This is a genomic window from Mediterranea sp. An20, from assembly GCF_002160055.1.
Lineage (GTDB): Bacteria > Bacteroidota > Bacteroidia > Bacteroidales > Bacteroidaceae > Bacteroides > Bacteroides avicola.
Genome location: NZ_NFJV01000009.1, coordinates 122,345 through 135,120 on the forward strand (window position 1 = coordinate 122,345; position 12,776 = coordinate 135,120).

The following is a 12,776-nucleotide window of genomic DNA, read 5'->3' on the forward strand; positions in this document are numbered from 1 at the left end:
TTGGGGGAGTATGACGTTTTAAGGTTCTCTTTCCACCTGCGCTTCCGGGTAGTTTACCAGATAGAGGGTACCTGTGGCGCGGGTAAATGCAGTGTAGAGCCAGCGGAAATAGTCGGGTGTCAGGTATTCGTCAGACATATACCCTTGGTCCAGGAAGACGTTGCGCCACTGGCCGCCCTGTGCCTTGTGGCAGGTGATGGCATAAGCGTATTTCACTTGCAGGGCGTTGTAGTGAGGGTCGGCTTTCATTTTTTTCATGCGTTCTGCCTGCGTGGGGATGTCGGCATAGTCCTCCAGCACGGTGTGAAACAGCCGGCTGCTTTCTTCGTGAGTCAAGGCGGGAGCCTCGCTTTGCAGCGTATCGAGTAGCAGGGTCGTTTCTATTTCACAGTCTGCATTGTCGGGAAAAGCAAGCAGGGCATCGGCAAATCGGAAACCGTAGATTTCCCGTGTGCGTCTTACACGGCGTACGACCACTGTTTCCCCATTGGCTATGAAGCCTCCCTCTGTCTTTCTCTCCGGGTTCTTTTCCTGTTCTGTCCAGTAATAATTGTTTTTCGCCACCATCAGCAGGTCTCCGCTTTCCAGTTCTTCTTCCCTCCATAACACACGCTGGCGGATACCGTTGTTGTAGATATTGGCGCGTTTGTTGCTGCGGCAAATGACGATAGTCTCGTCTTGTCCGTCGCGGCTGTAGCAGGTCTCTATGGCATCAATCAGTTCGCTGCCAGGCAAGATGCGGATGTCGGCAAAACCGGCGGTACGTATTTTTGGCAGGGTGAAACACTGGTCGGCGGCAAGAGCCTGGCGCAGCCGTGTGGCATTCCATAAGATGCCCGATTGGTTGGCTTGCCTTACCACTTGTGTCAGATCGGTTTCAGTCACTTGGAGTCCATATCCCCTTAGCATATCTGCATAGAGAGCAGGGCTTTCCTGTTCGCCCACGGGCGGCAATTGGGCCCGGTCTCCGGTGAGCAGCAGTCGGCAGCCTTGTCCGGAGTAAACGAAATGTACCAGGTCATCCAGCAGCCGTCCTGTGCCGAACATTGCCCCACTGAGTCCTTCGTTGGAAATCATAGATGCTTCATCTACGATATAGAGCGTGTGTGTGGTCAGGTTGTCATTCAGGGCAAAATTGGTCAGTTCGTTCGAGAATTTGCGTTGCCGGTATATTTTTTTGTGGATGGTGAAGGCTGGATGGCAGGCATAGGCAGCAAAAACCTTGGCTGCCCGTCCCGTAGGAGCCAGCAGCACGACCTTTTGTTTTAATTGGTCCATGGTGCGTACGATGGCGGCTATCAGTGAGGTCTTTCCGGTGCCGGCATATCCGTTTAGAATGAATGCGGAGTCCGGGTCCGGCGAGAGCATGAATTGTGCCAGCTTCTCCAAGGCCGCGCTCTGTTCGGGGGTAGGGCAGTGGGGAAAATGGGCTTTTATCTGTTTCTCCAAGAAGGTATTTATCATAATTGCAACGGAAAAAACGGGCAATGTGCCTTTTAATTCTTTATTTTATTCTACTTTTGTGGTGCGAATATAGTAAACTAACGAATACGCTGCGTCATGAAAGCCGTAATAAATGTTGTTTTGCTTGTCTGTACAGTCGTGATGGCGTATGTCTGTTTCGACAGCATACGCACTCCTGTCCGTTTTGACAGAGCGCGGGCGTTGCGTGAGTCGGCAGTAAAGGCGCGGCTGTTGGATATACGCAAGGCCCAGTCTGCCTATTATCTGATGCACGGGCGGCGCTACACGGCAAGTTTCGATACGTTGATAGCCTTCGTGCAGACCGGTCGGTTGCCAGTCAGCTACAGGGAAGAAGGGGAAAACAAGGATACTTTTTGGATAGCTTTGCGTGATACGCTTTATCCGAAAGGTTTTCAGCCGGATTCTTTGCGCTACATTCCTTATGGGAAAGGGGCGCAGTTTGAGATGGAAGTTCTCGGCAAGCTGAGTTCTTCGGGTTTGTCTTATTGCCTGCTGGAAGTCCGTGCACCGGCCGATACATACCTGGATGGTTTGGACCGTCGGAGTATCTTGGTTTGGAAAGACTTGCAGGAACAGCAGGGACGGTATGCCGGATTGAAGATTGGGGATTTGGAAATGCCTAATAACAATGCCGGTAACTGGGAATGAAAATTTTTTGAATATGATGGATACGATAGACTTCAATCAGGCGGAGCAATATACCTTAAGCATCCGTGTTGGCGCGGAGGGTGTGGTGGCAGGTGTGTTCAACCCGCTGGCAGAAAGCAGCAGTCAGGTGCTTCAGGTAGAGAATCTGCCTGTCGACGAATCTTTGTCGCTGACTGCCAATGTGCGGCAGCTTTTCGGAAAGCACGAATGGTTGCATAGCCGTTTCCGGCATGTCAATGTGCTGGTGGCTACCCGGCGTTTTACCTTGGTCCCTTCAGAATGGTTCGGCAAGGGGCAGGAAGCTGTGTTCTTCTATCACAATCATCCTTGGCAAGGCAACGAGGAAGTCTTGGGCAACGCTTTGCGTACTACGGGGACCATGCTGCTGTTCGGCATGGACAAGAGTCTGCGTTTATGGCTGGACGGGCAATATCCGGAAGTAAGATACTGTGCCCAGGTCGCCCCGTTGATTGAGGCTTTTGCCGCCCAGAGCCGTTTGGGTAATACGAGAAAGATGTTTGCCCACCTGCGTCGTGAATACATGGATGTGTGCTGTTATGACAATGGCCAATTGCTGCTTGCCAATTCGTATCCGTGCAGTTTGACTCCTGACCGCATTTATTATTTGCTTTATGTATGGCAGTCGTTGGGTTTCGAACAGGAGCGGGATGAGTTGCATCTGTGTGGAGTGTTGGACGACAGGGACGCGCTTCTGTCCGGATTGAGGGAGTTTGTCCGGCAGGTATTTGTGATGAATCCGCCTCAGGATATTGACCTGCGGTCGGTGCTTTCTTTTGAGATTGAAAATAAATAAAACTTATGCGGGTAGTCAGTGGAATATACAAAGGGAGGCGGTTTGACATTCCGCGCTCTTTCAAGGCACGTCCTACGACGGATTTTGCCAAAGAGAATCTGTTTAATGTCTTGTCCAACCGGCTCGATTTCGAAGGCGGGCAGTTGCAAGCGCTCGATTTGTTTGCCGGTACGGGCAGCATCAGCCTGGAATTGTTGTCGCGCGGATTCGGTCAGGTAGTGTCGGTGGAGAAAGACCGTGATCATTATGCGTTTATCTGCCGGGTGATGAAAGAACTGGATACCGGCCATTGGCTGCCGGTGCGTGCCGATGTCTTTAAGTTTGTGAAGAGCACCCACAGGCAGTTTGATTTCATCTTTGCAGACCCGCCTTATGAATTGGCGGGGTTGGAAACTCTTCCCGACCTGGTGCTGGGGAGCGGTTTGTTGAAACCGGAGGGGCTTTTCGTTTTGGAGCATGGCAAGAAAAACGATTTCAGTACCCATCCCTGTTATGCGGAACACCGGGTGTATGGCAGTGTCAATTTCAGTTTCTTCTGTCATCCCGACCGGCAGGAGCCATCAGAGTAACGGTGCCAGGAGCCGGACGATGCTTTCGGCTGCCCGCTGTTTCCAGGGGCGTTTCAGCCAGTTCTTCAGGAAAATCTGCTGGCAGTCGTGCTGGTCCTGCAGGAAGATTTCCCGCATTTGCAGGGCAGTTTCTGTGTCGTAGATAAAGGCATTGACTTCAAAGTTGTGTTCAAAGCTGCGGAAATCCAGGTTGGTGGAGCCTACGGTAGACAGCATGTCGTCGGAGACCATCAGTTTGGAGTGGAGGAACCCTTTTTGGTAGAAGTAGACCTTCACACCGGCTTGCAGCACACCTTCCAGGTAAGAGCAGGAGGCTAAGTGCGTAATTCGGTTGTCTGCCCGGTGCGGGAGCATCAGCCGTACGTCTACGCCGGCAAGGGCTGCTGTCTGCATGGCTATGAGCATGGGTTCGGTGGGCAGGAAGTAGGGCGTCTGCATGTAGAAGTATTTCTTGGCTTCGGACACTGCCATGACGAGTCCTTGCATGATTTCGCGCCAGGGACCTACCGGCTCACTGGTGACAATCTGCACCAGCGAGGTGCTTTTATCTTCTATGCGTGGGAAGTATCTGGCCGAGGTAATCAGGGTGCGGTCTACGAAATACCAGTCCAGCAGGAAGGTGGTCTGCAGGCCGTGTACGGCTTTCCCTTTCAGCATCAGGTGTGTATCCCGCCAGATGCCCCACGAAAATCCGCGTACGTAGCGTTCGGCGAGGTTCATTCCTCCGACAAATCCCACACGCCCGTCAATGACGATAATTTTCCGGTGGTTGCGGTAGTTTACTTTGTTGGTGAAGTGTGGGAAGCGCACTTTCAGAAAGCTGCGCACGTCGATGCCTGCCTCGCGCATCGTTTCGAAAAAGCGGTGCGGTACGTGCCAGCACCCCACGTCATCGTAAATGATGCGTATTTCCACACCGTCGCGGGCTTTTTCTATCAGCACATCGCGCACCATCCGTCCTACGGCATCGTCTTCGAAGATGTAAGATTCGATGTGGATATGTTCCCGGGCACGTTGCAGTTCGCGCAGGAGGGCTTGCAGCAGGGTAGTGCCCGAGGTAAATGTTTCAATGAGATTGCCTTCGAAAGGCAGCGACTGGTTGACGTTGCGGAACAGCGAGATGAGTCGCAGGTAGTCGGAAGGCAGTTCGCCGGAAGGTTGGGCCAAGTATTCCGCCATCGGTTTCCGCAGCAGATGTCCGTAGGCCTTTTTTTCAATGATCCGTTCGTGACGGCGGCTGCGGCCGAAAAAGAAGTAGAACACCAGTCCTATGACGGGCAGGAAAATAAGCACCAGTATCCACGCCATCGTCTTGACCGGGTTTCGGTTGTCCAATACGATGACGATAATGGTTCCGATGATGATGGCCCACAATACAATGTCGAAAGCCACCGTCGCAATCTGCTCTATCAACAGATTCCATTCTGTCATAGCTTTAAATGTTTGCTGGTATATTTGCCAACAAAAGTAGGAAAAAGCCGGAATAATAAAAATAGGCGGCAATTTTTTTTGCCGCCTGTCCGGAAAAGTTTTTCAGAAACGCCTGTGTCTGCCCCTGAATCCGCCCGGTCCTCCTCCCATAGGCATATCTTCGCGTTTCACCTTCTTGCCGCCGAAGATGTTCAGGCGGTAGATGAAGCGCAGCATGCAGTAGCTGTTAACGCCGTTGTATTCGTACACCGAACGGCCGCTGGAAGTGAGCGATCGGGTGATATTGCTCTGTTGGTGCAGGATGTCGTAGAATTCGAGGCTAAGTGTGGCGTCGCCCTTCAGGAAAGTCTGCGAAATCTGTGCGTTCCATATCAGTTCGTTGCGGTTCATGCTGTTGTCGCGGTAGCCGCGGCGGCTCTGGTTGGAGAGGTTGGTCGAGAGCGACATGTTCCAGGGGGCAGTGATGTTGGTGAAGCCTCCGTAAGAGAATGTATAAGGCTTCTGGTTGTTTGAAGGCGTCAGCCTGTCGCGTTCTATGGTGTAGCCCACGGTGCCGTTCAGGCCCACTTCCAGCCAGTCGTTGCGGAAAGAGGCGCGCAGACGTTCGTTCAGGTTCAGGTTGGTGGTGGTGTTCTTCTGTTCCACACGGGTCTGCGTGTCGGTCAGGTAACCTACGTTGTTCTGATACATCACGTTGGTAAAGGTGCTGATGTTGAACCGTTTGTCCTTCAGCGCCGTGTTGAATCCAAACATGCCGAAGAGGTTCCAGTTGCCGTTGATGTTCTTCGGGGTTGTTGTCCATCCGCCAGTTGCTTCGTTGTAGACGCGGCTGTTGCTGATGCTGTTTTGCGTAGCCTGGAAGCTGGCGTGCGAGAAGATACCCCGTTGTTTTTTGGCATCGTAGGTATTGTAGAAGAGGCGCAGGTTGTGGCTGAACGACGGTTTCAGTCCGGGGTTACCCACGCGGATGTTCTGCGGGTTCGAGTTGTCCGTGATAGGCAGCAGATTTTCCATCGAAGGCTGGCTGCTTCGTCCGCGGTAGAAGAAGCGGAGTTGGCTCACCTTGGAGAAGCGGTAGCGGAAGTCGATGTTGGGTGCGAAGTTGAACACGTTGCGTGCGGTGTCTACCATATAGTCGCCCCGTTTGTAGGACAAGACGGTGTGTTGGGGCTGGAAAGACATGCCGGCGCTGAGTTGCCATTTCTCCCGGATGAAGCGCAGGGCCACGGAAGCATCGTGGTTGTAGTAGCGGTATTCGGCATAGCGGCCCAGGCTGTCTACTTCGCTGCTCTCGTAGTTGTCGGGCAGGGGGTCGCCTATGCCCCAGTTGTACAGTCCGTTGTTATAAAGGTCGTAAGTGCGGCGGTCGCTTTCGCTATACATGTACTGGAACTGGTAGCTGAACTGCAGGAAGGTGTTCTTGGCTATCGGTTCGCTGTAGGTCAGTTGTGCCCGGTAGTTGAAGTCTTTGGTCGGCGTATGGATATACTGGTTTCTTATCAGGATGGAATCGCCTGTTTGCAGGTAGTTCAACAGTTGGAAATAGTGGGTTTCCGATTCGGTGTATTGCTTGTTCACGTTATCTCCGTAGCTGAACCGTCCGCGGAAGGTGAGGTTACGTCCTGTGCTGCTCAGCTTGCGGTTCACCTGCAGGGTTCCGTTCACGCTGAGGTCTTTGCCGTCGGTCAGCGTACCGCTGTTGATGGCGTTGACGCGTATGTCTTCCAGCGGGTCGTCCATCATGATTTTTTCCAGGTTCAGGTAGTCGTTGGGTTCGTCTACCAGGCTGTAGGGATCGCTGTTGAACGTGCCCGATTCGGAGTTGGACAGGTTGTCGGTCTTGCTGAATGACACATTGGGCCGGAAGATGATGTTGGTCATCGTGTCCGGTTTCCATTCCATGCGGAAGTCGGCATGGAAGTCTTTGGAGTTGTTTCTCGCCTGTGAGTTGGAGTTGGAGAACGAGTTTCCGCTGGTCAGGAAGTCTTCGGTAGATCCGATGCTGTTGACATCGTTGCCCGTATAGTTATAGCGTGCGCTGCCGCCCAGTTCTATCTTATCGTTTTTGGTAAAGAAGTTCATGCCCACCCACTTCTTGGTAGTCAGTCCGTTGTTGCGGTTCCAGCGGGGGCCGCCGCCACCGCCGGAGAATCCCTGGTCGTTGACGTTGTTCATGGAGCCGATAAGAGATACCTGGGTTGACCCCCGGAAGTAATTGATCATGCCTCGTGCGGAATAGCGGTCTTTGGTTCCGATGGCGCCGTCTACATTGCCAAACCAGCCGGTGTTCATTTCCTTTTTCACGGTCAGGTCCAGCACCGTTTCTTCTTCGCCGTCGTCAATGCCGGTGATGCGGGCCAAGTCGGATTTCTTGTCGTAGGTCTTCAGCTTGTCAATCATTTCCACGGGCAGGTTTTTCAGGGCGGTGGATACGTCGCCTCCGAAGAATTCTTCTCCGTTGACCATTACTTTGGAGATGTCTTTGCCGTTAATCTTCACGTTGCCGCTTTCATCGACTTCGGCACCCGGCAGTTTCTCCACCAAGTCCTGCAGCACGGCTCCCTGGGGGGTGCGGTAGGCCGACGAGTTGAACTGTATGGTGTCTTCCACCACTTGCACCTGCGGTGCTTGGGCCGTTACCACGGCTTCTTTCAGCAGCACGGCGTCGGTTTGCAATGTTACCTCCTTCATCCGTACGGGGGTAGATGACACCTGTACCGGGATGTCCTGGGTGGTGTAACCTATATAAGAAAACCGGAGTACGTATTTGCCGGGTCTGGCTTGCAGGCGGTAGTAGCCTTCGGAGGTGGTCGCCATGCCCGTCACCTGGGTGCTGTCGGGTAGCGAAAGTAACTGGACGCTGGCTGCAATGGCCGGCAATTGCGAGTCTGACTCCATAACACGTCCTGTTATGTCGACGGTCTTGTTTTGTGAGAATGCGGTCAGTGCCACTGCCCATAGCAGCAAAGTCCACGTAGCAAGTCTTTTCATCTTGTTTGTCTTTTTACCTTAAACTATAAATCAATGTTTTTTCAATGCCTTTTTGACGAAGATGTTTGGCAAAGGTTTAATACCGGAAATGATAAAATGTCTTATTTATCGACCGCTTTCCTTAAAATGTCTACCAATTGCCGTCCGGCACCGACAGAAGTTCAGGCGCAGCCGGGTGGGGGGAGAGGACCAGGAACTGCCCTGGGAAGAGGTCGCGGGCCAATCAGCCGCCGCATATCGGTGTCTTGCCGGTGATTGGTTGCCAAATTGAAGCAGGTTCTCACTTTTTCTTGGGGCCTCGTACAGAACTTTGTGACAGAAGCCCTATCTTTGCGGCATCATCTAAACAAAGTGAATCAGTATGAATAAACAAGAAGTTATCCTTTGTGAAAATCTGGAGTCAGATTTGGCACATGCACTCGGACAATGCCCGCACGACCGTGTCTTTGTGCTGACCGACGAACATACGCACCGCCTTTGCCTCCCTCTGCTGAGCCGGGTGGACGGACTGAAGGGAGCCGGAGAAATTGTCATCGGTGCGGAAGACACGCATAAGAACCTGGCCACGCTGGCTTCCGTGTGGCAGGCATTGAGCGACGGTGGAGCGACACGCCACTCCCTGATGGTCAATCTGGGGGGCGGCATGGTGACGGATTTGGGCGGTTTTGCCGCTTCTACCTTCAAACGGGGCATTCCTTACATCAACATTCCCACCACTCTGCTGGCTATGGTCGATGCTGCCGTGGGTGGAAAAACGGGCATCAACTTCAACGGGCTGAAGAATGAGATCGGCGTTTTTGCACCGGCACTCAGCGTACTTATCGAGACGGAATTCCTGCGCACGCTGGACAGCCGGAATTTCTTCTCCGGCTATGCCGAGATGCTGAAACATGGCCTTATCAGCACTCCCGGACATTGGGCGGAACTGTTGGATTTCGATGCCGGACAGATAGATTATGCTCTGCTGAAGACGCTGGTGGGGCGGTCGGTGCAGGTAAAGGAAAACATCGTGCGCGAAGACCCCACGGAGCGGGGCATACGCAAGGCACTGAATTTCGGCCATACCATCGGCCACGCTTTCGAAAGCCTGGCTTTGGCAGAGGAACGGCCGGAACTGCACGGATACGCGGTGGCATGGGGGATGGTGTGCGAATTGTATCTGTCTTGCCTGAAGACCGGTTTCCCGACGGACCGGATGCGACAGACTGTCCGCTTTATCAAAGAGCATTATGGCACGTTCGCTTTCGACTGCAAGGAATACGACCGACTCTACGACCTGATGAAGCACGATAAGAAGAATACGGCGGGGGTTATCAATTTCACGCTGCTGAAGGACATCGGACAGATTGCCCTGAACCAGACGGCAGATAAGGATTTGATTTTTGAAGCTTTCGATTTCTACCGCGAAACGATGGGGTAAGATTTATTAACAGAAGTTCACGCAGCATTTTGCGGGTTGGGACATTTATCTTGCAAAGACCCGCTGGAGGCTGTCGGGCATGGGGCAGGGAGACATCGCTCTCTCTTGCGCCAGGGATGACAGCCAGGTTGAGACGGACCGGTGAAGGTGGGTAACTCAACAGATAGTGCTTACAATTTAAAATGTGAACTTGATATGAAAGCTTTTTTTAGAACAAAAAAATGGTTTGCGCTGGGAGCCATTTTCCTGAGCGCATTTGGTTTCCAGTCGTGTCTGGATGATGATGACAACAACTACGAGTTGCTTTTTCCCAATGCGTTGGTTACGGTGAAGCCTACCGCGTCTGATGCGTTTTACTTGCAGTTGGATGACAGGACCACGCTGCTGCCGGTCAACATGAAGGCTTCTCCTTTCGGAGACAAGGAGGTGCGGGCGCTTGTCAACTACACCAATGCCGATGAGCCCAGTGGAGATTACAGCCAGGCGGTTTATGTCAATTGGATAGACAGCCTGCTGACCAAACCTATGGCGCCTAATCTGGGAGAAACGGAGAATAATAATGTATATGGCAGCGATCCGGTAGAGATTGTGGCCGATTGGGTGACCATTGCCGAGGACGGGTATCTGACGCTGCGTTTCCGTACTGTCTGGAATGACCCGGGCAGGAAACATTTCGTCAACCTCATCTCTACGGAGAATCCCGACGATCCCTATGAGGTGGAATTCCGTCATAATGCCTACGGGGATGCGTATGGGCAACAGACGGGGGACGGTTTGGTGGCTTTCAGACTGGATTCTTTGCCGGACACCGAAGGCAAGACGGTGAAGCTGACCTTGAAATGGCAGTCATTCACGGGAGAAAAGTCGGTCCAGTTTGACTATTGCACCCGCCAGTCTACGTTGCCCGACCAACCGGAAATGACCTCTGTAAGAAGTAACCTGAACCTGAAATAATTATCAACTCAAACGGGAAGTCACAGGGTATGGAGGGCTGTTTATGGGACAGCGGCTCCTTCTCTGTGACTTCTTTTTTGTTTCACCGCAGCTGGTTAGGGGCTGTATCTGCATGAATCTGTTGGTGGGGCGAATTTTGCTTTCACGCCTTCACCTGCCGATAAGTCGCTGCAGATAAGCGACATATTGTGAAACATCATGCTTTCACACATCTTTCACCACGCATTAATGTAGTTCCTAATTGGGGTTGACTCGTTTTAGCCTGATTACTACTATAGGTTTACTCATAAATTGAATCCGATTGGTTACTTGCTTCTCATGCAGTTTCCAAATACTTTTCGAGTCTTCTCCGCATACCTTTCGTGCTCCCTTCCTATACCTTTCACATTGCCTCGCATCAAATGGCATTTTGCGTCGCTCAAATGGCACTTTACGCTGCTAAAGTGGCGTTTTACGTTGCTCAAATGGCACTTTACGTCGCTCAAGTTGACTTTTACACTGAGGGTGTGTGTCGTCTTCCTGCCCGGAGCGGGCAATGGAGGCGTGAACCTTGCGTGAAGTATGTGGTGAAACATCTATCTTTCACCACAATAATTTGTAAACAAGACTGTTGAACAAGATGTGAAGCCGTGAAGGCAGTTTGTGGAAGATACATCGGATATCGGTTGTGAAGGCAAATTATGCGCGATTGCGTCTGACACAAGTGTCGTTGTCGTGTCCATCTTCCGTGCAATGGTCACTTATACTTTGCGCGGGTTAGAATTGTGCATTTCCACATTGCCTGCCCTGCATGCAGTCGGCAACCTCTCCGAGGTTGCCGAGTGTGCGGGGCAGGAAAGGGTTGGGCGTGCGAGGTTCAACCTCTATGAGATTGTTAACGCAAGCAAAATGTGGCGATATATACAATTCTAACCCGCGCAAAGTATAATTGGGAGCGTACACCTATTTATATTATGGCCTGGCCAATCCGTCTGGCGAATTTGTTAACTATTCAGATTTGAATCCGGCAGTTGTATCCCAAACGATAAAAATCTGTTTTTAAATAGCAAAGTATCTTTATTTGCCCTATTTTGCTATGTGGAGTTTGCAATAGCTTCATTTTTCTTATTCATTTTTGTCATTTTTGAAAGAGATTATGTCGAATTAGCGAAATTATTAGTATATTTGAACCGACAATTTATCTATTAATCAAAAAAGTAATACCATGTATGTAAAAAAAGTTACTCTTATCATTGTTTTGCTTTTGTTGGGTCTGACACAGATGTGGGCTCAGACCGTGACGGTTACCGGTGTGGTAACAGATAAGCAAACGGGTGAACCCCTTATTGGGGTATCAGTAGCCGTGAAAGGCACAGTGCGAGGTTCTATTACCGATTTGGACGGTAAGTTTTCAATTTCTAATGTCAGTGCGGGCGAAGTCCTGAGTATATCATATATAGGATATACTACACAGGAAATAGAGGTAAAGGACGGTACAACTAATTATGTGGTTGCACTGTCTGAAGATACCGAGGTGTTGGACGAGGTCGTAGTAGTAGGTTTCGGTACACAACGCCGCGCCAACCTGACCGAAGCCGTAGCCACGGTGGATACCAAGGTCTTGAAGTCTCGTCCTGTAACCAACCTGGGTCAGTCCTTGCAGGGAACGGTGCCCGGCTTGAATCTTTCAGTAGGTTCTATGGGTGGTCAGTTGGGTCAGACGATGGACATCAATATCCGTGGTACCGGTACTATCTCTACCGGCTCAACAGCTTCCACGCTGGTGTTGATTGATGGTATTGAAGGTAACATGAACAACCTGAACCCCGACGACATTGAGTCTATCTCTGTGCTGAAAGATGCCGCTGCCAGTTCAATCTACGGTTCGCGTGCGGCCTTTGGTGTTGTGTTGATTACCACAAAGAAAGGTAAAGTGGGTAAGGCCAGTGTAAGCTATGCCGGCAACGCCCGTTACTATGGACCTATGGATTTGCCACAATTGATGAATTCCTGGCAATTCGCCAACTACTTTAATGAAGGTAGTATCAATGGTGGTGGTAATGCTATTTTTAATGAAGATACCATGAACCGTATTCAGCAGTATATGAATGGTGAGATTACAACGTCTACTATTCCTAACGCTAACGGTTCAAACTGGGAATTCCACGAAAGAGCTAATGACAATGTGGATTGGTATGACAAACAGTACAAATGGTCATGGGCGCATGAACATAATCTGAACATTAATGGTGGTTCGGAAAAGATGCAGTATTATGTGTCGGCCAACTACTTAGGACAAAACGGTAACTTGCGTTTCGGTGACGATTCTTATGAACGTCTTAGTACAAACGCAAAATTGAATGCTAAGCCTTTCAAATGGTTGGACGTAGAAGTAAATGTGAAGTACGTGCATACCAATCTGGACAACCCCTTGTACACCGATTTGGGTGGCTTGCTTTATCATGATATAGTACGTATGTGGCCG

Annotated in this window: 9 protein-coding genes; 6 read left to right on the forward strand and 3 right to left on the reverse strand. The window is 51.0% G+C overall.

Features of this window, described 5'->3' with window-relative positions; translation table 11 throughout:
• Window positions 1-18: 18 nt before the first annotated feature.
• Window positions 19-1,464: an AAA family ATPase gene (locus B5F34_RS07215; protein ID WP_087336598.1), complete on the reverse strand. Its 1,446-nt coding sequence runs from the start codon at window positions 1,462-1,464 to the stop codon at window positions 19-21.
• Window positions 1,465-1,560: 96 nt separating this feature from the next.
• Here B5F34_RS07215 and B5F34_RS07220 point away from each other — a divergent pair, with 96 nt between their 5' ends.
• The 3 genes from B5F34_RS07220 to B5F34_RS07230 are packed head-to-tail and all read left to right on the forward strand — an operon-like array spanning window position 1,561 to window position 3,516.
• Window positions 1,561-2,133 carry a hypothetical protein gene (locus B5F34_RS07220; RefSeq protein ID WP_087336601.1) on the forward strand — a complete coding sequence of 191 codons (573 nt, stop codon included), beginning with the start codon at window positions 1,561-1,563 and terminating at the stop codon, window positions 2,131-2,133.
• Window positions 2,134-2,146: 13 nt separating this feature from the next.
• Window positions 2,147-2,947 carry a DUF3822 family protein gene (locus B5F34_RS07225; protein WP_087336604.1) on the forward strand — a complete coding sequence of 267 codons (801 nt, stop codon included), beginning with the start codon at window positions 2,147-2,149 and terminating at the stop codon, window positions 2,945-2,947.
• A 5-nt stretch (window positions 2,948-2,952) separates the two neighbouring features.
• Window positions 2,953-3,516 carry an RsmD family RNA methyltransferase gene (locus tag B5F34_RS07230; protein WP_087336607.1) on the forward strand — a complete coding sequence of 188 codons (564 nt, stop codon included), beginning with the start codon at window positions 2,953-2,955 and terminating at the stop codon, window positions 3,514-3,516.
• On the opposite strand, the gene cls is transcribed toward B5F34_RS07230, so the two are convergent.
• Together cls and B5F34_RS07240 are read right to left on the reverse strand one after the other, a co-directional pair.
• The gene (gene cls / locus B5F34_RS07235; RefSeq protein WP_087336610.1) at window positions 3,508-4,947 is read right to left on the reverse strand and encodes a cardiolipin synthase; all 1,440 of its coding nucleotides are present in this window, start codon (window positions 4,945-4,947) and stop codon (window positions 3,508-3,510) included. The genes B5F34_RS07230 and cls overlap by 9 nt on opposite strands.
• Window positions 4,948-5,049: 102 nt before the next feature.
• Window positions 5,050-7,938 (reverse strand): TonB-dependent receptor, encoded by a 2,889-nt coding sequence (locus B5F34_RS07240; RefSeq protein WP_087336612.1) that lies wholly within the window; start codon window positions 7,936-7,938, stop codon window positions 5,050-5,052.
• Between the two features lie 361 nt (window positions 7,939-8,299).
• Here B5F34_RS07240 and aroB point away from each other — a divergent pair, with 361 nt between their 5' ends.
• The 3 genes from aroB to B5F34_RS07255 all read left to right on the forward strand — a co-directional run.
• Complete coding sequence (aroB, locus tag B5F34_RS07245) at window positions 8,300-9,358, forward strand: 3-dehydroquinate synthase (RefSeq protein ID WP_087336615.1); 1,059 nt, start codon at window positions 8,300-8,302, stop codon at window positions 9,356-9,358.
• Between the two features lie 195 nt (window positions 9,359-9,553).
• Complete coding sequence (locus B5F34_RS07250; RefSeq protein WP_087336617.1) at window positions 9,554-10,312, forward strand: NigD-like protein; 759 nt, start codon at window positions 9,554-9,556, stop codon at window positions 10,310-10,312.
• A 1,204-nt stretch (window positions 10,313-11,516) separates the two neighbouring features.
• Window positions 11,517-12,776: SusC/RagA family TonB-linked outer membrane protein (locus tag B5F34_RS07255; RefSeq protein ID WP_140392976.1), on the forward strand; the 1,260-nt coding region annotated here is incomplete at its 3' end.

Excerpts from the sequence above, each read along its gene's own strand:
- B5F34_RS07240 (WP_087336612.1), bottom strand. The coding sequence starts at position 7,938 with ATGAAAAGACTTGCTACGTGGACTTTGCTGCTATGGGCAGTGGCACTG.
- B5F34_RS07215 (WP_087336598.1), bottom strand. The coding sequence starts at position 1,464 with ATGATAAATACCTTCTTGGAGAAACAGATAAAAGCCCATTTTCCCCAC.
- B5F34_RS07230 (WP_087336607.1), top strand. The coding sequence starts at position 2,953 with ATGCGGGTAGTCAGTGGAATATACAAAGGGAGGCGGTTTGACATTCCG.
- B5F34_RS07220 (WP_087336601.1), top strand. The coding sequence starts at position 1,561 with ATGAAAGCCGTAATAAATGTTGTTTTGCTTGTCTGTACAGTCGTGATG.
- B5F34_RS07225 (WP_087336604.1), top strand. The coding sequence starts at position 2,147 with ATGATGGATACGATAGACTTCAATCAGGCGGAGCAATATACCTTAAGC.
- aroB (WP_087336615.1), top strand. The coding sequence starts at position 8,300 with ATGAATAAACAAGAAGTTATCCTTTGTGAAAATCTGGAGTCAGATTTG.
- B5F34_RS07250 (WP_087336617.1), top strand. The coding sequence starts at position 9,554 with ATGAAAGCTTTTTTTAGAACAAAAAAATGGTTTGCGCTGGGAGCCATT.
- cls (WP_087336610.1), bottom strand. The coding sequence starts at position 4,947 with ATGACAGAATGGAATCTGTTGATAGAGCAGATTGCGACGGTGGCTTTC.